The following is a 20,752-nucleotide window of genomic DNA, read 5'->3' on the forward strand; positions in this document are numbered from 1 at the left end:
TTATTTTAATAATCAATTATTTTACGTACAAAACAACTATCCGTATTTACTTCAACAACGCTCTAGCGTCACATCTTAGATTAGTAAGCAAACTAATGATTTCATTTACCTCTGGTAATATGGTTAACTCAGCCGTAGCAAAACTAAATTTAATTATTCGAATACAAAGCATTAGTTGATCTAAATTAGGCACGCAAATATAGCTTATAAGTAACATTCTAGCAATAAATATCTAATATGAGCATACACTCATAAATACAAAGCAGTAGATCTTAATATTTTTAAATACTAATTTGGATAACGATTACTGGTGAAATAACTATACTTTCGCAATGCTTAGTAGTTTACAAACATAAAAAACCTCACTTATAAGTGAGGTTTTAAATAACTATTTGAAAATTTATTATTTTTTAGATCATGATTAGCTGAATGTAATAGGCGGCCTACCTTATGGGAGGTCGTCACGTGTCAGGCCTTGCTTACCCAGCTCTTGAATCTCATCATTTTCTTTTTGTTGCTCTTCATCACTCAACTCTTTACGATCCTCATCATCTACATACTCACCGGCATATGGGTCACCCATCGTACTTTCCTTATAGTCACTAAATAAGAAAGTAGTATCAAATGATTAAGGTATTATTTCAAGTATATTTTTGGACATTTATAGAAAAGTGCTTTTGTTAGGCTCTGTGATAATATAATTTGAAACTTTTCTAAAAACCTTCATTACGATCATGCTCGGCAGTATGATGTAGCTCATGCAATATTACATGATCAATGTATTCTTTTGATGCTTTTAGAAATATAGATTAATTTTTGAAGCTATTTAATGATTAAAATTATGATTATTTTTAATTAAAAAAAGACTATTTAAACCCTACATCCCTTATATAACAAGGTCTTAAGCCTCTCTCTAGAGATCAGCAATTTTTTATATTTATGCTACTTACTAGGAGACTGCCTAAGCTTCGCCAAGTGGAATGATTATAGATAATTAATATTCATAAGTAAGCAGAAGATTGGTGAAACGATAGACTCAGACAGCTCTTAGGCTAATTTTAAAATAGCCCAGCTAGCTAGGTTTAGCTGCATCTAGCTAGGTTTAGCTGCATTTAGCTATCTGCAAGATACCAAGTTTGATCTTTAGAAGTCACAAGGCCATCACGGCGCATTTTTTGTAATAGATTACGTACCTTGTTTTTACGCTGTTTATCATTTAGTACTTGCGGCAACTTATTAGCCAGCATTTTATCAAAATCAGCTAGTCTCCCTCGTTCAAACGTTTTGAGGTACTCTATAATCAAGCTTTGATAATGCATGTCATCCAAACCACGCATCTGCATATACTCTGCCTGTTGCTCTGTATGCCTCGCAACATCAGCGGCTATGATATAGCTATTTTTACGCCCTTCAATCAGTGACTTTTTGCGTAGTGCGTCTGCTTCGTCTTCAGTGATCGCTTGTCCTTTTTGTACTTTATCAAGCGCTATGATATCGTTTAATGCGAGATTATCGACTGTCGCTAGCTGCTTGGCATACTCTTGATCAAGCACTTTACCTGTGAATTTTACGCGTACTCTTTCATGGGTTAAGTCATAATCTGGTAAAGGAAAAAATCGCTTGTACTGAATCTGATACATTTTTTTGATGCCACTACCAATGGTGTCCATCATATTTAGACTAACCATGGCATTAACCAAAAACGGATTGCGATAGCTCGCTTCAGGCGCATCTTGTAGTAAGACATTCTCGATGGTCTTGGGAATAAACTCACCACTGTTTTGGAAAATCAGTGTTGAGTCTTCTTTTTCAACCACCGTGATACGTCCGCCTAGGCGATAGTCTTGATGACCAATGGCATTGCTTAATGCTTCACGAATGATGTAGGGATCGTACTGCTGCACCTCTTCAGGAAACAGTGTACCAGCAGGCATGTAGCGGTAATTTAGATTGCGAATTTTGTTATACACCTCGTCCAAGGCTAACAAAAATGGTGGCGAAAAATGCTCATAGTCTTTTTCAATACCATCAACGCCCTTTAGAATCCAAGTGATATGTGCTTGCGCTGGACTTAAAAAATACGTGGATTCATAACGTCCCAATAAAATAATCGCTGTGTTAGTTTAGGGGATAGTTACAAGCGGATACTAACAGCAATATCTCAACCGCTGTAAAGTGTAGGAGCATAAAAAATAGCAAGCCGCATCTATCTTAGGAGAAGCTAGTTATCCAGTGCCTCACGTATTACTGAGCGACTGGCTTTTGGCTATAGACTCATCCCAATAAGGCGGCGCTCCATAATAGCCTTCCATAAAATCGATAAAACACCTGACTTTGTGCGGTAGTAGCTTTCTATGGGCGTAGACGGCATATAAACCTAAGCGTTTAGGTTCAAGTTCAGGCAATACTATCACCAGCTTGCCACTGCTAACTGCTTCACTGACAATAAATGTCGGCTGTAATACCAATCCTGCACCTTCAATAGCTCCTTCTACCAACACATCACCGTTATTACTAAGAAACTCACTACCTTGCTTGAGAATCTTCGCCTTTAATAATTGGTAGACCTCTTCCTTCGCGTCCATGTTCATATAGCTATAATGTAAATAGCGATGATTCTCTAAATCTTCAGGCTTATCGAGTGTGTCATGCTTTTTCAAATATTCAGGCGACGCACACAGAACCACACGAATAGGTGCCACTTCCTTCGCAATAAGTGATGAGCTTTTCAGTTGACCTATACGCAGTGCAATATCAAACCCTTCTTCAACAATATCGACTTTACGATCAGTCAATTGTAGATCGACTGTGACCAATGGATAACGGATCTGAAAGTCAGTGACTAATTTAGCCATATGTTTTAAAGCAAAAGATACTGGCGCACTTATGCGCAACACACCTTTAGGGTTTTGCTGCAAACCACTTAGTTGCGACTCCATATCATCCATACTCAATAAAATCTGCTGCGCATGACCAAAGTAATGACTACCAGCTTCGGTGAGGCTTACTTTACGGGTGGTACGATTCAGCAGACGATTATTTAGCTGCTCCTCCAACTTAGAGACATATTTGCTCACCAATTGAGGTGACAGTTGCAGAGTATTTGCCGCATTAGTGAAGCTGCCTTCGGTCACCACCGCTACAAAGGCACGCATCGCATCGATTCTATCCATATTTTGCCCTGTTTTTCTTTAACTATCGAAATTGAACAATAAAGCCATTATCAACGATATGTTGTTAATTAATCAATATCACCTATCTTACTCTTTTTTTATGTTGATGGTAAAGTAGGGTCATGCTTTTTAAAAGCAATCATCTGACTAGGAGTAAGTATTATGTTAATCAATGGCAATTGGACTGAAGACTGGCAACCGGTACAAGCAGAAGACGAACAAGGGCGTTTTATTCGTCAAACCTCATCGTTCCGTCATTGGATTACTGCTGATGGACAAGCAGGACCAACGGGTACTGGGGGCTTTAAAGCAGAAAAAGACCGCTATCATCTATACGTAGCGCTGATTTGCCCTTGGGCCTCACGTACCTTGATGGCACGTCAGTTAAAAGGTCTGCAAGATATAATCGATATTACCGTGGTCAATCCGCAGCTTGGCAATCAAGGCTGGCAGTTTGGTGGCTTTGACGGTGCTGACAGTGATCCTATTAATCATGCCCAATTTGCTCATCAACTTTATACCAAAGCAGACCCTCAATTTACCGGACGCGCGACTGTACCTGTGCTTTGGGACAAAAAAACCAATACTATCGTTAATAATGAGTCTGCTGATATCTTACGTATGCTAAATACCGCTTTTACAGAACTCGTGCCAAATTACGTTGACTTGTTTCCAAAAGAGCTTGCTGATGATATCGAAGCCCTAAACTTAGTTATCTATGAGAATTTAAACAACGGCGTATACAAAGCAGGATTTGCGACGACACAAGGGGCTTATGAAGAAGCTTATCAGCAAGTATTTGACACCTTAGATATGCTTGAGGCGCGCCTGAGTGATGGTCGTCATTATCTATTTGGTGAGCAGCTGACGGAAACAGATATTCGACTGTTTGTGACTTTAGTACGTTTTGATGCCGCTTATCACGGTCTATTTAAATGCAACCGTAACTTGATCAAAGATATGAGTTCTCTACATGCTTATATGCTACGAATCTTAGCGCTTGATGGCATTTCAGAGACGGTGAGTATCAAGCACATCAAAGCAGGCTATTACTCTATCAAAGCGTTAAATCCCAATGGAATCGTGCCCACAGGGCCTGAACATATTTAGCAAGATAAAGGAGTAAAGTTCATGAATAATGAATCAACCACAGTCAAGCAACCTGTATTGTTTATACCTCATGGTGCTGGGCCTTGTTTTTTTATGGATTGGCAACCAGCAGACACTTGGGATCAGATGGCTGACTTTTTAACTAATAGCTCAAATGGTTTGCCAGAGCGTCCCAAAGCTATTTTAATAGTCAGTGCCCATTGGCAAACGCGGGAGTTTAGTATTACTGCCAGCAAGCAGCCTGAGCTGATTTATGATTACTCTGGCTTCCCTGAGCATACGTATCAGCTGACTTATCCAGCAGCTGGTGCGCCAGTACTGGCTGAGCGAATTGGTCATTTGCTCATCGATGCTGGTTTAAGCAATAAGCAGGACAGTTCCAGAGGTTTTGATCATGGGGTGTTTATTCCACTGAAACTGATGTTCCCTGACGCCGATATTCCAGTAGTACAGCTATCTCTGCGTCATGATTTAGACCCAAAAGTACATCTAAGAGCGGGCCAAGCGCTTGCCTCACTACGTGATGAAGGCGTGTTGATCGTAGGCAGTGGTATGAGCTTTCATAATATGCGCGGCTATGGTGATTCGAGTTTTACCGCACCGTCAGTAATATTTGACGAGTGGCTAACGACAGCAGTTGCAGCTAATGCAGATGAGCGCTTTGCAGCGCTTGCTAATTGGCCAGAGGCACCTCATGCATTGGATTCTCATCTATTAGGTGCGGAGGAGCATTTGCTACCTTTAATGGTTGCCGTAGGGGCAGCAGGAACAGATAGAGGTAAGAAAACATATTCTCAGCAAGTCATGAAAACTCAGATTTCAGCCTTTCAGTTTGGCTAAATTTATTAATCTGATATTCATTTAATTCTTTATAAACTGATACTCACAAAGCAGCAAACATACATAGACAAAAATTATTTATAAACGGAGAAATATTATGAACATCGACCTTAATGGAAAAACAGCACTCGTCACAGGTTCAACTGCGGGTATTGGCCTCGCTATTGCAACAGGTCTTGCCAAAGCTGGCGCACAAGTCACTATCGTTGGTCGCGATCAAGCTGGCGTTGATGAGGCGATCAAACAGCTTCAACAAGCTGATGCTGTTAATGATGCCAATAATATAAAAGGCATTGTTGCTGATGCGGGGACGGCTGGTGGCTGTCAGACAATTATCAACACCTTGCCAGAAGTAGATATCTTAGTGAACAATCTAGGGATTTATGGCGCCACCCCTTTCTTTGATATTGATGACAATGCTTGGGAGGAGATGTTCCAAATTAATGTCATGAGCGGTGTCCGTCTGTCGCGGCATTATGCAAAAGCAATGAAGGAAAAAGGTTGGGGTCGTATTCAGTTTATCTCTAGTGAATCGGCATTGAATATCCCAGCTGAAATGGTGCACTACGGCGTGACTAAAGCAGCTATTCAAGGCGTATCACGTGGTCTTGCCAAAGTGTTAGCGGGCAGCGGTGTGACAGTGAATAGTATTTTGCCAGGACCGACTCGAACCGAGGGCGCAAAAGCCATGATGCAAGAACTGGCGGATGAGCGCGGCGTCTCAGCGGAGGAGATGGAAGGCGTATTCTTAGATGAGAACCGTCCATCAACGCTACTTAAGCGTTTTGCAACCCCTGAAGAAATTGCCAACATGAGTGTCTATATTGCCTCAACACAAGCGAGCGCAACCACGGGTTCAGCACTACGGGTTGAAGGTGGTATTGTAGAAAGTATTGCTTAACGAGTTTTAGACGGTAAGTTTCTATCATTAATAATAAGGGTATTTAATTATGCTAACATCTAGCGCAACGATACAAACACAAAATCCGCAGCAAATAATGAATCGACTGTGCAAGCACTGGGCACATAAGCTGCCCGTTACCCTAAGCTCAGATAAAGGTGAGATTGAGCTGCCCATGGGTGTCTGTCAGATGTATTGTACTGACTTACTGATAGTAACACTCAAAAGTGATACCGAGCAGTTGCCAAAATTACAGCAAGTTGTCAGTGATCATTTGCTACGTATGGCTGGCAAAGAGACGCTTGTTATCGAATGGGCTTAATTGAGCATCACAGCCAATACAAGAAGAAAAGGTTATGAATATTGATTCGAAAGAGCGCTATGGTCGCATTAGCAAATTTTTTCACTGGAGTATGACAGTATTAATCTTCTGGTAGTTACTTAAGTTCACTGACCGTATCAGCGACGGCGAGCATTGGATCGGTCAGACGTTAGTGCCTTGGCATGTTTCTATTGGTGTTCTATTGCTCGTATTAGTTGTCCTGAGACTGATGTGGGTCGCTTCGCAACGCCATCAACGTCCAGTACACGAGCCAACCACTGCCAAGCTGGTTATCGCTGGTCATGGTTTGCTTTACGCGTGTATGTTACTGCTGCCGCTAGCTGGAATCATGATAATGATTGGTGGAGGCTATGGCCTAACCGCATTCGGCTTTGATATCTTTGCTGAAGGTGAAAAGGTTGCTTGGGCGGCAACGCTGGGTCAACTGCATGCACCACTGGCTTGGATGCTGACAGCACTAATCATTGTCCACACTGCTATGGCTTTGTATCATCATTACATTAAAAAGGATAACACCTTAAAGCGGATGCTGTAGTGCCTTTAAAATTACTACAGAATAACTCTATTGAGTAGCATAGGGCATCTCAGCCTTTGTTTAAGTTGGATTAGATTTATACACTTTAGTTCTTATAAGAAACGTTATGGTAAAGAAGAAGGCTGTTTATACTGGTTTCATTGAGGCATGCCCTAGCAAGTAATTATCATCATTAATGTGATAAGTGACTCGTAAACGAGTAAACTATTTCTTACCACACAAACAAAAAACAGCCAGCAATCCACAAATATGAACCCACACTAGATACCAATAATTGTTTATTTAAACTTGCTATTACAAAGCCCCAAGCCACTTGAGAAAGTAGTTTGGGGCTTTGTAATATTTGAGGCTATATACAATATAAGGTATCAGTAATTAATCATCACGATCAACGTCGCTTACCTGACTGCGCGTAATCTTACCAGTCATGCTGTCGACAACAACTTTATGAATCTGATTGCCTTTACCAATTTCAACTTTGTAGACAGGCTTGCCAAAATCCATATCAAATTCTACTTCAAGCACTTTCCCTTTCAGCGTTTGGTTTGCTTTTTTTATGGCTTGAGACAAACTCACTTTTGCTTGTTTCATGGCCTTATATTCCGCCAAGTCTTCTTTGTCTAAACGCTCTGTGTCCCCTTTCGTGACCTTGCCTGTATTGGCATTCACGCTGACTTCTTGTTCATTATTGTTGGTAACGATATTGATATCGTAATGGCTATTTGCGTTACGATCTTCTTGATCAAAGTCTGCACTGATGATATCGCCTTTTACCGCTTTATTAGCAAGGGGCAGCGCCTGCTCTAGACTGATCTTACTCTGTGACGCTGCCGTTACCTCATTCATAGCAGTGGCTGCTTGACTGGCTGAAACAGAGGCCATGCTAAAGCTTGCGACACTCAGTGCCATTACAAGAGATTTCTTCAATGTTGATAGTTTTTTCATAATAAAACCCTAAAATGCGTCAGTTTTTCTGCAGACTGGGAAATACTATTAGGTGCGCTGGTTGGCATTTATGGTTCCTGAATACTTTGGAAGGTAAGAGTCTTTATAGTGAGGTAATGATAGCAGGGTCTAATGCAGTTGGCAGATATCATTGCTTAAAAATTCGATTACGGTAGACACTGTTAAATTACGACGCATAATTCGTATCATGCTTTTGTCTGGCCCTAACATTGATATAAAGTCGTCATTTAAGGCGAATGGACTGATCTTCGAAGTCTTTTAATCTGCCACCATTTCTGGATATAGTGTCATCTTTTAATAAACTTTTTTAATCTAGAGTATAGAAGGGCCATAGTTGGTGCTTTAATTACCAAACTTGTGTAGGATAGCTATAAAACATCATTTCGTTCGATTTGGCGAATAATTATTAACCAAGGAACTTATTCGAGCTTTATTTATCCAAAATAATAATGTCGTTAGTGGTCTTAATTAGTAACTTAGTATTCAAAATTGGAAAGTGTAGATATGTCACTGACTATAGATAGTCCACCAAATGCAGCAGCATTGATGCATTCACTCAGAGATATCGGTTATGAGTTAGATACGGCTTTAGCAGATATCATTGATAATAGTATCACCGCAGGAGCAAGCAAGGTCAATATCACCTTTGAGACCGATCCTGTGATTAAAGTCGCTATCTTAGATAATGGCGATGGCATGAGCAGAGATGAGCTTATAAAAGCGATGACAATTGGATCAAAAAGTCCTCTAGTAGAGCGTTCTACTAAAGACCTTGGCAGATTTGGTTTGGGTCTAAAAACAGCTACTTTTTCACAGTGTAAACGTTTGACGGTAGTTACTAGACAATTTGATCATACGTGGGCGATGTGTTGGGACTTGGATAAAGTTACTAAGTCCAATTGTTGGGAGCTAATACAGCTTAGCGACGAAAAGATGGCTGATGTTTATCAGTTTGATCAGTTGGAAGATACAGGTACTCTAGTAGTCTGGGAGAACTGTGACCGCCTGCAAGGTGATGAAAATCGTACTAACGATAATCATATATTACAAAAATTCGATAATGCTGAAAAATATCTTGGGTTAATCTTTCATCGATTTTTAGACAAATCACCAAGTGCGGTATCGAATCTAGATATTATTATAAATGGCAGGCAAATAGGTTTTGTAGATCCCTTTTTTCGTCATAAACCCGCCACGCAAATGCATAATCTTGAAACCATCAAATACAAAGACGCATATATCAAAGTACAAGGCTATACTCTACCCCACCATACAAAATGCACCCAGGAAGAGTTTGAAAAGTATTCTTTAGGCAGCTATAGGGACCGTCAGGGATTTTACGTCTACCGAGCAAATAGGCTCCTCATCGCAGGCGACTGGTTTCGATTGGCACCAAAATCAGACTTAACCGCTTTAACCAGAGTCGAAATCGACTTACCTAATAATTTTGATAGTGAATGGCATATTGATATTAAAAAATCACATGCTAAACCACCAGAGCAAATACGCGATCAACTTAAGCAATATATTGATACTTATATTAAGGGGTCTAAGCGTGTCTATAACTCTAAAGGCTATAGACATAAAGGTGAGACCACTCCTATCTGGCAAATGTATACGAATAAAAACTTACGTTCTTACCAAATTAATAAAGACTATCCTCTGATTACGCAATTTATGGAAGGGCTAGATGACAAACAAAGCAGTCAGCTTAGACAAATATTAGGTTTGATTGAGGAAAGCTTTCCGATTGATCAACTGCATGTAGAATACGCCTCTTCTCCTAAAGACTTTAAAACCAAGCACACTGATAAAGAGCTTGAAGAGTTAGCACTTGGCTATCTTAAAGATTTTGCTGATCTAGACCTGCGAGCTAATATTGATATGGTCGCTGCATTTTTTAAGGTGAACGAGCCATACAGTGATTACAAGGGTGAATGGATGAACTTTTTGAACCAAATTGAAGGATAGTGTAATGGATGTAAATACCTTAAACAAAATCTATGATACTTGTGTCAACGCCATGTCGTCTAACGACGAGCTATCTAAAGAAAAGGCAATAACGTTTGCGCTATCCATATTCGGCTTCAAGGCTCAAGAAGAGAAAGAGGCTTTTGAGATACTGATTAACAAGTTAACTGTTTTTTTTGATACTAAACAAGAAGAAGCACACGTTTTAGATGATCAAGAAATAGTGCCTTGGATACACACAGTAAATAGTGATAGATATTATAGTGATCGCTATCACACCTATTTGCAGAATGAAGAACAGTTGCCAGCTAGAGTTATCGATGTTATCAAGCGCACTAATGAAGATATTCTAGAGCGCTTGGGCAACCCTTACATAGATAAACCGTTTAGACGACAAGGTCTAGTCGTTGGTAATGTTCAGTCTGGTAAAACAGCCAATTATTTATCCCTAATTAATTTAGCTGCTGACTACGGTTATAAGTTAATCATCTTAATTACAGGTATTCATAACAACCTAAGATCTCAAACCCAGAAACGTGTGAATAAGGGGTTTATCGGTTATCACAGCGATGAACAAAAATACACAGGGGTGGGTTTAACCAACGATCCTGCACGTCAGGAAATTATTGACGCAAAGCAGCCGCACTGCTTTACCAGCTTGACGGAAGACTTTAATGGCAAGATACGTAAGACCACAGCAGTTCGACTGGGCAGTGCTAAAAACCCAGTCATTATGGTTATCAAGAAAAACTACCATACTTTAGATAATGTCATTAAGTGGCTGAGGAATAATGACGATGGTAGGCGCTTTATTAATGAGCCTGTATTAATTATTGACGACGAGGCTGATAACGCTTCAATTAATACCAGTAAAAAGCCTAACGAAACGACCAGAATTAACGGCCAAATACGGGAGACTTTGGATTTATTTCTTCAAGGTTCATATGTTGGCTATACCGCAACCCCCTTCGCAAACATTTTTATAGACCCGGTTAGCTATAGTGATGCGGTAGCAGGTGACCTATTTCCTAAGGACTTTATATTTACGCTAGTACCACCATCGAACTATCTAGGAGCAACTAAATTCTTTTTAGGTGATGATGACGAGCCAAATTACGACTCTCCTTACGTTGAATTTATTCAAGATAATGAGGATAGTATTCCATTAAAAAAGCCTACAGACTTTGTTTTAACTGAGATTCCTAAGAGTTTAACGTTGGCACTTTACGAGTACTTAGTCAGTATCGTGATCAAAGGCTTACGGCCAGTGAGCAATAAACATACTTCCATGCTGATAAATATTTCTCATAAAACCCAAGAACAAGCTGAGGCACGATATCTGGTAAGCCAAGAGATAGAAGAAATTGCCTTGGCAGTAAAGTTCCATGGCGCCAAACCACATCAAGAGCGGATGAAAAACTCGCACTTAGAAGGCCTTTATCATAAGTTTTTACCTCACTCGGATGAATGTAGTGTTGATGATTTTTTTACTAAGCTACAGAAAGTTATTGATTCAGTGAAAGTAAGAATGATCAATAGTGCCAGTAAAGACAAGTTAGATTACGACAATTATGAGAATGGCCTAAACGTCATTGCTATAGGTGGCTATAGTTTATCTCGTGGATTTACGCTAGAAGGATTAACTGTCAGCTACTTAATACGCAATACGGCTATGGCAGACACATTATTACAAATGGGACGGTGGTTTGGTTATCGGGATCAATATAGTGATCTCTGTAAACTGTATATACCTGATGCTTCCTTTGAATGGTATGCCTTTATCGCTCAGTCTATTGAAGAGTTACGCTCAGAATTTTCTATTATGGAGCAAAATGGCCTAACGCCTGCTGAGTTCGGTCTAAAAGTGAGAACCAGTAATACCGGACTATTAATCACTGCTCGCAACAAAATGCATCATGCCGAAACGGTTACCCTATCAGAAAGCTTTTCAGAAGAGGCTTTTTCACTGCGCGGTATATCGTTAGATAACTTACCTAGACAACGTCAAGTCTTTGCTGATTTCGCGCTTAAGTCTGCTCATGCATATGGTTTTAAACCAGTTTATAATCATGTCAAAGCACAAAATGACAAGCAGTTTCATCTGATTCAAAGAGTCAGCATTGACGAGGTGATTAACCTGTTTAATGAATATGAACATTCAATCGACGATAGTGGTAGAAAGCAGGCGCTGAAATCTTACATTGAAGAGCGTAGAGATGAGCTGGCAACGTGGGATATTGCTATTCATAAAAGCTATTTAGGTGAAAATGCACAACCCCAGGTTCGTACTTTTGCAAAATCCAGTTATAGATCTGACCATGTCAAAACAGCTGACGGTGGTGGTCGTATTTTGAGACCTTGGGAGGAAGCATTTGGCTTAACAGATGAGCAGTATGCACATGCAAAAAAACAAAAAGATGAGTCAAAGGTTAAACAGACTGCGCGATTTTATAGAAGAAATAGAAGTCAGCCATTACTTGTACTCAAATCTTTCAACCTTTATGTAGGCTCTAAAAAAGAAGGTGATAAGAAGGGTGAAGTTCCAAAATACGAAGACGTACCAGCCTATGCGATCAGTTTTCCAAAATCCAGCAATCACAACCCTGTAAGTTACGTGGTGAATAAAGTCTTTATAGAAGACTACTTCGGTGAAGATGATGAATCAGATGAACTGGAGGAAGGTTATGAATAATCCCAGTGATCTTCAAAATTACTATACTGATGTAATGAATGAGCTCGATCATAGTGCTACGTCACAGGGCAACTACAAAGAGCTTTTATTCATTGAAAAGATTCTCCCTTATATTCAAGAACAAGGTGTGGTTGATGACTTAGATCTATATCATTTTTATAAACCAAGTACTCGATATGGCCGTATTGATGGTCTAGGTTTTAAAGGTGATTACAACGATCCAGAACTAGACCAGTTAGAACTGGTCTTGCTCATTAATGATTTTGTTCATGATGATAGTATCAAGTCTTTAACAAATAGTCGTATTGAGCAATTAAAAAAAGCAGGGATCAACTTCTTTAACAGCGCATTAAAATCATCGTTCATTGAGAGCTTGGAAGAAAGTTCAGACGGTTATATAGCTGCTAAAGAAATATTTCAAAAGTATAAACGCATTGAGTCTATTAAGCTTATTATCCTCACAAACGCTCAAATCAGTAAGCTAGTGGCCGATAAAAAAGAAATTGATGACGATATAGATCTACCCTTAACAATCGATATCTGGGATATCAAACGAATTTATGATCTTGAGAGTAGTCAAACAAAGTCTGAAGCCATCGAAATTGACTTAAGAGAATGGGGAGGTCCGATCCCTTCGTTACAGGCAACAGAGTCAGAGGAATTAACAAGCTATTTATGCGTTGTCAATGGACAAACGATTGCTGCTCTTTATGATAAATACGGCGCAAGATTATTAGAGGCAAATGTCAGAAGCTTTTTGCAGTTCCGTGGCAAAATCAATAAAGGCATCAGGAAGACGATAAAAACCGAACCTGAGTATTTCTTTAGCTATAACAATGGATTGACTGCTACAGCATCAGATGTAGAATATGATAAAAGCAAACAGATTATTACAAAGATAAATAACTTACAGATTGTGAATGGCGGGCAAACTACGGCTTCTTTATTGATGACCCAAAAGAAAGATAGAGCCGATCTAAGTAAGATACAGGTGCAGTTGAAACTTAATGTGGTGAGTGATGCAAAGTCAGATGAGCTTATTAGTAATATCTCTCGCTTTGCGAACTCTCAGAATGCTATCAAAGATTCAGATTTCTTTTCTAATCATCCTTTCCATCGGACTCTTGAAAGGCTATCAAGACAGATACTAGCTCCCACATCAAAAGAAAGAATCAAGCCTACGCGTTGGTATTATGAAAGAGCGAGAGGGTCTTATTTAAATGCTCAAAGTAAGCTAACAGATGCTGAAAAAAGAGCGTTTAAATCTGAACATCCTAAAGAACAGTTAATTATAAAAACAGATTTAGCTAAGATTTATCTTATCTTTGACAAAAGACCTCATGATGCTATCAAAGGTGCGCAAATCGCATTTAACGGATTTGCACAGTCAATAGAAAAGGTTTGGGACAATAATCCTGAGACAATAAATGACTATTTCTTTAAAGAGTTGGTGGCAAAGTTTGTAATTTGGCAGGCCTGTAAAAAAGCGGTGTATAAGCAAGATGATTTCGTTGGCAATACTAAGGCAACTTTAACTGCATACACGATATATATTCTTAAAGCTTTAATGGATAAACAAGACCTTGATTTTAACTATCCAAAAATCTGGCAAGAGCAAGCCGTAAATGATTTTTATTATGATCAATTTGTAGATACTTCAATTAAGCTAAACGCCTTATTAAATCAGTTGAGCGAAGAAACTGGGAAGGCAGTACTATCTATGGCCAAGTCTAAAGAAAACTTAATTGAAGTACAGTCGATAATTGATAAAACAGATTACTTCTCACTAGACATGATGTTCAAAACGCAATTAGTTTTTAAAAGTGTCATTGAAGAAAAACGCCAAGATTCTGCTCAACAAACCAAAACAGTGACTAAAGCTGTAAGTAGCTTAATAGACCTCTGTAAAGTTCCTCCAGCTAGATGGTTAAATCTAATAAAAAATGCGGAAGAAAAGGGCGTGTTAAACGAAACTGACAAGCAAGTATTGTCGCTGGTACCTAACGTTCTACTTGGAAAATCATTGAAGACACCAACAGATAGGCAAGTCGATCTGATCAATAAGACCTTAAGCAAGCTTGAAGATAAAGGCGTTTATTTAGATGCTGGGTAAGAGTGAGTCAAAAACTTGTCTACCCATCCTAAACTAGAAAAGCGTATTAAAGACTATTGAAACGATTCTCGCTCTAGCAAATAAAAATAAGACGAGATTACTTTCTTATAAGCTATTAAGGTAAAAACAGACTTATACAATACCAATTCTAAGTAAAAATAAGTTGATTATTGTCATTTACTCTTAAATTATTTTTGACTCAGATGGGTAGCAATGAGTATGATATATCATAAGTAAGATCAAGAAACGCAACAATATTTTCAAGACATATCCAAGCTTTGAAATATTTTCTTACAATACTCAATGGAAAAAATCCCACTATTTGCCTTGCATTCAATACTGTTACCGTGTTGGTCTATTTGATGGTCTAATATGCATTCCCGCTATTATAAGTATAATTAAATCAATTACTTATATTCATAGTTAGACTTCCTCCTTCACCGCCAATCTTATAAAATCCTAGTTTGCCCAGCTTGCCCCAATTCAACCCATATACCAGTTAAGCCCTTTATAAATAACGTGTCTAGCGTTTTTTTTATGTCTGCTGTTTTCCCAATTCAACCCAACGTCACCCACCTATCCCGTAGCTTGTGTTGGTCTATTCGTTGGTCAACCTATGCTATTAATTCTTTAACTACTAACTTGAGAGATTTTAGTTACGCAGCCTGACGATAATGATCAAACCCAATACGTCCTGATATTTTTTTGAATTATATATACTATTTATCGCTAAGTAGATAGTTAGGGTCTATTGAATCAGTTATGCAAGCACGATAAACTCTTGATATGCACGCATACTAAACAGCCTATAACTAAGGAAGTTGCGTATACTGAATTACGTAAGCTATAGTCGGTTCAGTATAATTTGGATACAAGGAAGGCGAGTGAAAGTACTACAAGTAGTAGACTAAGCAAGCTTGACACCGTATCCAATTTATAGAGAATTGACTATAGTCGGTTCAATTTAAAAGTGGTACAAGACAACCGAGTTTAGATGTATATTTAATACCTCAAGCGAGGTTAACGCTGTAACGCTTTTATAGTGGATTGACTATATATCTTACGATTAGTGCTGATTCATATCTAGATATATCTCTACACAAGGAAGAAAAAATGACAGGGATTGAGTTTTATAGCAATGGTCATATCATCAGCGAAGCTGACAGTATGCGCAAAAAGCTAGGCGCGTTAGCTCAACAATACCGTGCGACGTCGGCTATTATTGTTACCGATGCTGGAATCACTCAGCTGGGCTATGTCGATATCGCACAGCAATCATTACAAGAAGCTGGCATTCAAGTGGTTGTCTTCGATGCTGTCATCGCTGACCCACCCGTTGACGTCGTCAATGACGCTATGAAAATTGCCAGAGACCATAACTGTGATCTGGTTATTGGTCTAGGCGGTGGCAGCTCTATTGATACTGCAAAAATCGTCGCCTTGCTTCCAAATGACTTTGAGTCAGTAAATGACATTTTAGACAAAGATGTCAGTGGCTTTAATAAGCTGCCTTTATTTGCGATACCAACGACTGCTGGTACGGGTGCAGAGTCTACCTTTGTCTCTGTCATCACGGCAAAAGATGGCAGCAAAAAAGCCATTTATACGCCTAAAATCCTACCTGATGTCGCCATTTTAGATGCCACACTCACACTGAAACTACCTCGTCACATCACGGCGGCAACCGCTTTGGATGCCATGGTTCACTGCGTTGAAGCGTATACGAGTCGTACCAAGAAAAATCCTATTTCAGATGCATTGGCTGTTAAAGGATTGCAGATGCTCTGGAATAACTTTGAGAAAGTATTGGCTCAAGGCGATGATATCGACGCTCGTGCCGAAATGTTATTAGGCTCTACTTTGGCTGGTATTGCCTTTGTGAACTCATCAGTAGCAGCAGTACATGGACTCTCGTATCCGCTGAGTATCAATTTTCATATTCCTCATGGACATGCCAATGCACTCGTTATGTGTGGTGTTTTCACATTTAATTTATCAGAAGCCGCCCCGCTTTATGCTGAGCTGGCTCATGCTGTCATGCCTACTCAGACATCTGGCATGACAGACTTAGACGCAGCGACTTTATTTATTAATCAACTAAAGATGTTTTTAGAAAATAGTGGTCTCAAGTATCGCTTAAGCGAATTGGATATAACAGATCAAGACATCCCCGCATTAGCAGACATAGTAATAAATACCTATGCCCGCCTGATTGCAACCAACCCCAAAGATATGACTTTAGATGAGGTGACAACGATATATAAGGAGATACTCTAAAACAGAAACCATTGCTATTCAAAACAGTTTTATTTATCAAGGAAGATAACCACTATTCAAGGGAAATAATTATGTCAGAATATAAATTAGACGTTGTCGTTGATGGCTTTCATTACTTAGAAGGCCCTCGCTGGTATAACGATGCTCTATGGTTTGTTGATTTTTATACTCAAGGCATTTATCGTGTCAACGATGAAGGAGTGGCAGAAGAAATTGCTAATGTTGAGCAGCAACCCTCTGGTTTAGGGTGGTTGCCCGATGGGCGTATGCTGGTTGTATCGATGAAAGACCGCAAAGTATTACGACTAGAAAATGACGGTAACTTGGTCGTTCATGCCGATATTTGGGAGCATTGTGGTGGTCATGCCAATGACATGGTGGTTTCAGCCAATGGTAATGCTTACATCGGTAACTTTGGCTTTGACTTGATGGGTGGTGCTGACCATGAAAATACGGGGCTTGTTTTGGTTAAGCCTGATGGAAGCTCACAGATTGTCGCTGAAGGATTGGCATTTCCAAATGGTATGGTTATCTCTGCAGATCAAAAGACCTTGATCGTTAACGAGCTGTTTGGCAATAAAATCACGCAATTTGATATCAACGAAGATGGTAGCCTTGGTGAAAAGCGCGACTTTGCTAATTTTGGAGAGTTGGGTGATGAGCCAAACCTTGGTTTGCGTATAGAAAATGCCAGTATATTACCTGATGGTCTTGCGCTAGATGCTGAAGGCGCTGTTTGGATTGCGGATACGTTGAATCAGCGTGCCGTCCGTATAGCAGAAGGTGGTGAGATTTTAGAAACTATCGATACTGCACCTGATGGTATCTTTGCGGTTGCCCTTGGCGGACAAGATGGTAAAACACTATTTATGTGTGCGGCACCTGATTGGGATGAAGCATCACGTAAAGCTGAAACCAAAGGTCGTATGCTGTCCACACAAGTCAAAGTAGGTCATGCAGGTACACCTTAGTTCAAGTTCTTTAGAAATAAACCTAAAACAGCCCGCCTGATTCGGGTTGTTTTAGTTAGTAGATATAGATCACTGATCCTTTTTGGAGATAGTTTTTAGACTAGGGTTTGTTGAACATTCATAATTTAAGCCAGATAAAGGCACAGGCTAGCGCCACTTTATTCTCATAGCTTTACTTAAGCTTGTCATATCTGATGGCGATTGATCGGCACCATTTTAAGTGAGCGAATGCATTTTCAACTAAGTGGCGAACTTTGTACAAGTCCTAGTCCATATGGTGATTATCCAATTTTGTATTCTGCTCTCTAAGAATATTATCGAAGCTTCCTGCTTGTTTAATGCGTTCTCGCAGCGCATCAGAGTCATAGCCTTTATCAGCACATAGAATATCTGTACCACTTAAATTGATCTTATCAACCTCATTCGTGAGCATTGTCCGAGGTATAGCGAACGGTATCTTTTTTGTGTGAGAACTTAAAGATTACTGCTTCGCTATTTTTTTGCTATCAATTTATTCTAAACGTTCAACAGACCCTGAAGTACTTTGGCGATTTACCTATCTTTTTCCGCCCTCTCCTAAACACTTCTCAAATTCTTCAATGGCAAGACTTCCAGTCTATGCCTATTGTCTACTGCTGTCCGCAACATCACTGTTCAACCCTATTTATCCCATGTGTTGTGTTGATCTATTATTCATATACGCCTCAATTAGACCAGTATTCGATCTATATTTATATGCCTTAAGCTAAAGTGTTAAGTGATAGCAAAATTCGTAAGCTTAAACCGACTATTAAAGACATCCCTTCTCGTCCAGATAAATATAGTGATAAACAAGATTTACAATTACTGATGCGTAGCTTAGGTACGCGAACGTGAATAAGTACACATCGCTTCAACGTTAAGTAGTAGAAAACCACCTTAGGTACATACGCTTAGCAGGAACCACAGTAGCTGATACTGATATTAGTGATATGCCAAAAAGTGTGCTCACAATAGAATTTGATAATAAATTCATTCTTCGTTTTCTGATTCTATAGGACTTTCAATTATTCGATGATCATCCAATTTTAACCAATATGATTTTTGATACAACATCAAACTATTTTATGATACCGACTAGATAGACTTTAGGTTAAATCAGCTATATTTAGTAAAAAGAATATTTTGTAACAACATCAAAATTATCAACTCAATCACTATTTTTATTGCTAATATAAAACTATCAATATAAATACATTTATTGATAGATATTTACTTTTAATACACACACATGGCTATTTGGAGTAATAAAAATCCCTCGAACCTAATATGTTTTTATGGATTCCGTTTTTATAGTAGTTCACCTAATTAATAAAGGAATATTTATTATGAACCGTAATTATAAAGTTATTTGGAATAAGTCATTAGGATGCTTCACGGCTGTAGCAGAATATGCAAAGAGCCGTGGCAAGTCTTCAAGTTCTGCTGTTACATCAGGTAACAGCCCTACAACTGCTACTAGTAGCGCTGTCACCTCAGGTGCCAAATTATGGCGGCTAAGTACCCTATCGGTCGGGCTAGCGGTAGCTAGTATGACGATGTCGCCACAAGCTATGGCAGTCGCACAGCCTACAGCGTCTTCGCCAGGTATAGGAGTCTCCAACAGCTCTTGTCTTAATGCAACTAACGCCTCTACTACTCTCGCAATTGCTATTGGTTGTACATCAGCAGCGACTGGCGGAAATTTTGGTTTAGTCGATGCAGGAAACCCTAACAACGGTGCTACCCAGAATGGTAGGCTCAATCCTGGTGGCGTTATATATACCGCTGCAACACCAATTGGTCCAGCACCAGCTACCAGCTCTTCAACAGCAATCGGTAGTAATTCTAATGCTTCTGGGTCTTTATCAACGGCTTATGGTAGTCAAGCAAAAGCTACTGGTGGATCCTCTGTAGCTTTAGGCGTAGCGGCTGTAGCTACCGCTGATGGCGCTATCGCTACGGGTCTACAGTCTGCCGCAACTGGTAGGTTCGCTCAAGCCTCCGGCATTGTCTCTTCTGCTACTGGCGAATCCTCTACGGCCATTGGTCACTCCTCTACTGCATCAGGCTACCGTAGTATCGCTATTGGTTCTACAGATTCAGCAGGCACGACGTCTGGAAACCCTGCTGTTCTTGGTGGGTTTGGTTATAGAGAAGCAGATGCCACTAGAGCCACTGGTGACAATGCTATTGCTTTCGGTGGTGGTGCAAAAGCTACCGCTGATCAAGCAGTTGCTATTGGTCTAAATACTGAAGCTAACAGTGCCAATGGTGTTGCTTTGGGTCAAAACTCCACGATTGCTAGTGATGCTCCTGATTCAGTAGCGATAGGTAGCCAAAACACTGTTAACGCTACCAATAATGTAACGAATCAGCAAATTGGTGATCGAAGAGGTACGGTTAATCCTATTGTTGCATATCCTACTGGTACGACGGTAAATACGGGTAAGTCAGTTGCTATTGGTAATTCAAACTCGACAGGTTTGGGCGGCGGGGTTTCAATGGGTAATAATAACCAAGTAACTGGTACTGCTCATGGTATTGCGCTTGGTCAGGGTAACCTTACAAGTGGCTCATATGCAGTAGGCTTGGGTGTTGGTAATCTATCAACTGGAAATACAGCAATCGCTATAGGTACTGCCAATGAATCAACGGGCAATACCTCGATTGCTATTGGTCGTCAAACCTACTCTCGCGCAAATTTTGGTATTGCTGCAGGTAACATCGCGACTGTAGAAGCTGGCGCAACTAATGGTATTGCGCTAGGTACTAGCGCTACTGTTGCCGCAGCAGCTGCTAATGGTATAGCTATTGGTTCAAATTCTCGATCAAATAATTC

General features: G+C 39.7%; 16 protein-coding genes and 1 pseudogene. 11 read left to right on the top strand and 6 right to left on the bottom strand.

Features of this window, described 5'->3' with window-relative positions; translation table 11 throughout:
- Positions 1-448 precede the first annotated feature (448 nt).
- The 3 genes from ACTQ9T_RS13990 to ACTQ9T_RS14000 all read right to left on the bottom strand — a co-directional run bounded on the left by ACTQ9T_RS13990 (position 449) and on the right by ACTQ9T_RS14000 (position 3,173).
- Positions 449-583 carry a hypothetical protein gene (locus ACTQ9T_RS13990; RefSeq protein ID WP_440465429.1) on the bottom strand — a complete coding sequence of 45 codons (135 nt, stop codon included), beginning with the start codon at positions 581-583 and terminating at the stop codon, positions 449-451.
- A gap of 529 nt (positions 584-1,112) precedes the next feature.
- Positions 1,113-2,102: an ATP-binding protein gene (locus tag ACTQ9T_RS13995; protein WP_440465430.1), complete on the bottom strand. Its 990-nt coding sequence runs from the start codon at positions 2,100-2,102 to the stop codon at positions 1,113-1,115.
- A gap of 135 nt (positions 2,103-2,237) precedes the next feature.
- Complete coding sequence (locus ACTQ9T_RS14000) at positions 2,238-3,173, bottom strand: LysR family transcriptional regulator (RefSeq protein ID WP_045452403.1); 936 nt, start codon at positions 3,171-3,173, stop codon at positions 2,238-2,240.
- Positions 3,174-3,335: 162 nt separating this feature from the next.
- Here ACTQ9T_RS14000 and ACTQ9T_RS14005 point away from each other — a divergent pair, with 162 nt between their 5' ends.
- The 5 genes from ACTQ9T_RS14005 to ACTQ9T_RS14025 all read left to right on the top strand — a co-directional run bounded on the left by ACTQ9T_RS14005 (position 3,336) and on the right by ACTQ9T_RS14025 (position 6,902).
- Positions 3,336-4,283, top strand: a complete 948-nt coding sequence (locus ACTQ9T_RS14005) for a glutathione S-transferase family protein (RefSeq protein ID WP_045452401.1) — start codon at positions 3,336-3,338, stop codon at positions 4,281-4,283.
- 21 nt (positions 4,284-4,304) lie between these two features.
- Positions 4,305-5,123 carry a DODA-type extradiol aromatic ring-opening family dioxygenase gene (locus ACTQ9T_RS14010; protein ID WP_045452399.1) on the top strand — a complete coding sequence of 273 codons (819 nt, stop codon included), beginning with the start codon at positions 4,305-4,307 and terminating at the stop codon, positions 5,121-5,123.
- 97 nt (positions 5,124-5,220) lie between these two features.
- Positions 5,221-6,024 (top strand): SDR family NAD(P)-dependent oxidoreductase, encoded by an 804-nt coding sequence (locus ACTQ9T_RS14015; RefSeq protein ID WP_101210644.1) that lies wholly within the window; start codon positions 5,221-5,223, stop codon positions 6,022-6,024.
- Positions 6,025-6,073: 49 nt separating this feature from the next.
- Positions 6,074-6,346: a DUF2218 domain-containing protein gene (locus ACTQ9T_RS14020; protein WP_101210643.1), complete on the top strand. Its 273-nt coding sequence runs from the start codon at positions 6,074-6,076 to the stop codon at positions 6,344-6,346.
- A gap of 172 nt (positions 6,347-6,518) precedes the next feature.
- Positions 6,519-6,902, top strand: a complete 384-nt coding sequence (locus tag ACTQ9T_RS14025) for a cytochrome b (RefSeq protein WP_227692073.1) — start codon at positions 6,519-6,521, stop codon at positions 6,900-6,902.
- 375 nt (positions 6,903-7,277) lie between these two features.
- Here ACTQ9T_RS14025 and ACTQ9T_RS14030 read toward each other — a convergent pair whose 3' ends face one another.
- Positions 7,278-7,847, bottom strand: coding sequence for a PepSY domain-containing protein (locus tag ACTQ9T_RS14030; RefSeq protein WP_201624945.1), 570 nt, complete (start codon positions 7,845-7,847; stop codon positions 7,278-7,280).
- 525 nt (positions 7,848-8,372) lie between these two features.
- Between ACTQ9T_RS14030 and ACTQ9T_RS14035 the strand changes: the two genes are divergently transcribed.
- The 5 genes from ACTQ9T_RS14035 (at position 8,373) to ACTQ9T_RS14055 (ending at position 17,892) form a co-directional block, all read left to right on the top strand.
- Complete coding sequence (locus ACTQ9T_RS14035) at positions 8,373-9,839, top strand: ATP-binding protein (protein ID WP_286796649.1); 1,467 nt, start codon at positions 8,373-8,375, stop codon at positions 9,837-9,839.
- A gap of 4 nt (positions 9,840-9,843) precedes the next feature.
- A complete protein-coding gene (locus ACTQ9T_RS14040; protein WP_440465431.1) occupies positions 9,844-12,531 on the top strand; it encodes a Z1 domain-containing protein in 2,688 nt (895 codons plus the stop codon).
- Complete coding sequence (locus tag ACTQ9T_RS14045) at positions 12,524-14,644, top strand: AIPR family protein (protein WP_440465432.1); 2,121 nt, start codon at positions 12,524-12,526, stop codon at positions 14,642-14,644. The genes ACTQ9T_RS14040 and ACTQ9T_RS14045 overlap by 8 nt, the downstream gene beginning before the upstream one ends.
- 1,113 nt (positions 14,645-15,757) lie before the next feature.
- Positions 15,758-16,921: an iron-containing alcohol dehydrogenase gene (locus ACTQ9T_RS14050; protein ID WP_440465433.1), complete on the top strand. Its 1,164-nt coding sequence runs from the start codon at positions 15,758-15,760 to the stop codon at positions 16,919-16,921.
- Positions 16,922-16,992: 71 nt separating this feature from the next.
- Positions 16,993-17,892 carry an SMP-30/gluconolactonase/LRE family protein gene (locus ACTQ9T_RS14055; protein WP_440465434.1) on the top strand — a complete coding sequence of 300 codons (900 nt, stop codon included), beginning with the start codon at positions 16,993-16,995 and terminating at the stop codon, positions 17,890-17,892.
- 172 nt (positions 17,893-18,064) lie between these two features.
- Here the strand turns inward: ACTQ9T_RS14055 and ACTQ9T_RS14060 are convergent.
- Together ACTQ9T_RS14060 and ACTQ9T_RS14065 are read right to left on the bottom strand one after the other, a co-directional pair.
- Positions 18,065-18,163, bottom strand: a pseudogene (locus ACTQ9T_RS14060) (IS5/IS1182 family transposase); the annotation flags it as partial.
- Complete coding sequence (locus tag ACTQ9T_RS14065) at positions 18,158-18,325, bottom strand: hypothetical protein (RefSeq protein WP_440465437.1); 168 nt, start codon at positions 18,323-18,325, stop codon at positions 18,158-18,160. The pseudogene ACTQ9T_RS14060 and the gene ACTQ9T_RS14065, both read right to left, overlap by 6 nt.
- A gap of 934 nt (positions 18,326-19,259) precedes the next feature.
- Between ACTQ9T_RS14065 and ACTQ9T_RS14070 the strand changes: the two genes are divergently transcribed.
- A partial coding sequence (locus ACTQ9T_RS14070; RefSeq protein ID WP_440465435.1) for an ESPR-type extended signal peptide-containing protein occupies positions 19,260-20,752 on the top strand: 1,493 nt, incomplete at its 3' end.

The sequence above is a fragment of the Psychrobacter sp. ASPA161_6 genome, from assembly GCF_051970285.1.
Lineage (GTDB): Bacteria > Pseudomonadota > Gammaproteobacteria > Pseudomonadales > Moraxellaceae > Psychrobacter > Psychrobacter glaciei.

Excerpts from the sequence above, each read along its gene's own strand:
- ACTQ9T_RS14050 (WP_440465433.1), top strand. The coding sequence starts at position 15,758 with ATGACAGGGATTGAGTTTTATAGCAATGGTCATATCATCAGCGAAGCT.
- ACTQ9T_RS14055 (WP_440465434.1), top strand. The coding sequence starts at position 16,993 with ATGTCAGAATATAAATTAGACGTTGTCGTTGATGGCTTTCATTACTTA.
- ACTQ9T_RS14015 (WP_101210644.1), top strand. The coding sequence starts at position 5,221 with ATGAACATCGACCTTAATGGAAAAACAGCACTCGTCACAGGTTCAACT.
- ACTQ9T_RS14005 (WP_045452401.1), top strand. The coding sequence starts at position 3,336 with ATGTTAATCAATGGCAATTGGACTGAAGACTGGCAACCGGTACAAGCA.
- ACTQ9T_RS14040 (WP_440465431.1), top strand. The coding sequence starts at position 9,844 with ATGGATGTAAATACCTTAAACAAAATCTATGATACTTGTGTCAACGCC.
- ACTQ9T_RS14020 (WP_101210643.1), top strand. The coding sequence starts at position 6,074 with ATGCTAACATCTAGCGCAACGATACAAACACAAAATCCGCAGCAAATA.
- ACTQ9T_RS14045 (WP_440465432.1), top strand. The coding sequence starts at position 12,524 with ATGAATAATCCCAGTGATCTTCAAAATTACTATACTGATGTAATGAAT.
- ACTQ9T_RS14010 (WP_045452399.1), top strand. The coding sequence starts at position 4,305 with ATGAATAATGAATCAACCACAGTCAAGCAACCTGTATTGTTTATACCT.
- ACTQ9T_RS14000 (WP_045452403.1), bottom strand. The coding sequence starts at position 3,173 with ATGGATAGAATCGATGCGATGCGTGCCTTTGTAGCGGTGGTGACCGAA.
- ACTQ9T_RS14035 (WP_286796649.1), top strand. The coding sequence starts at position 8,373 with ATGTCACTGACTATAGATAGTCCACCAAATGCAGCAGCATTGATGCAT.
- ACTQ9T_RS14030 (WP_201624945.1), bottom strand. The coding sequence starts at position 7,847 with ATGAAAAAACTATCAACATTGAAGAAATCTCTTGTAATGGCACTGAGT.
- ACTQ9T_RS14065 (WP_440465437.1), bottom strand. The coding sequence starts at position 18,325 with ATGCTCACGAATGAGGTTGATAAGATCAATTTAAGTGGTACAGATATT.
- ACTQ9T_RS13990 (WP_440465429.1), bottom strand. The coding sequence starts at position 583 with ATGGGTGACCCATATGCCGGTGAGTATGTAGATGATGAGGATCGTAAA.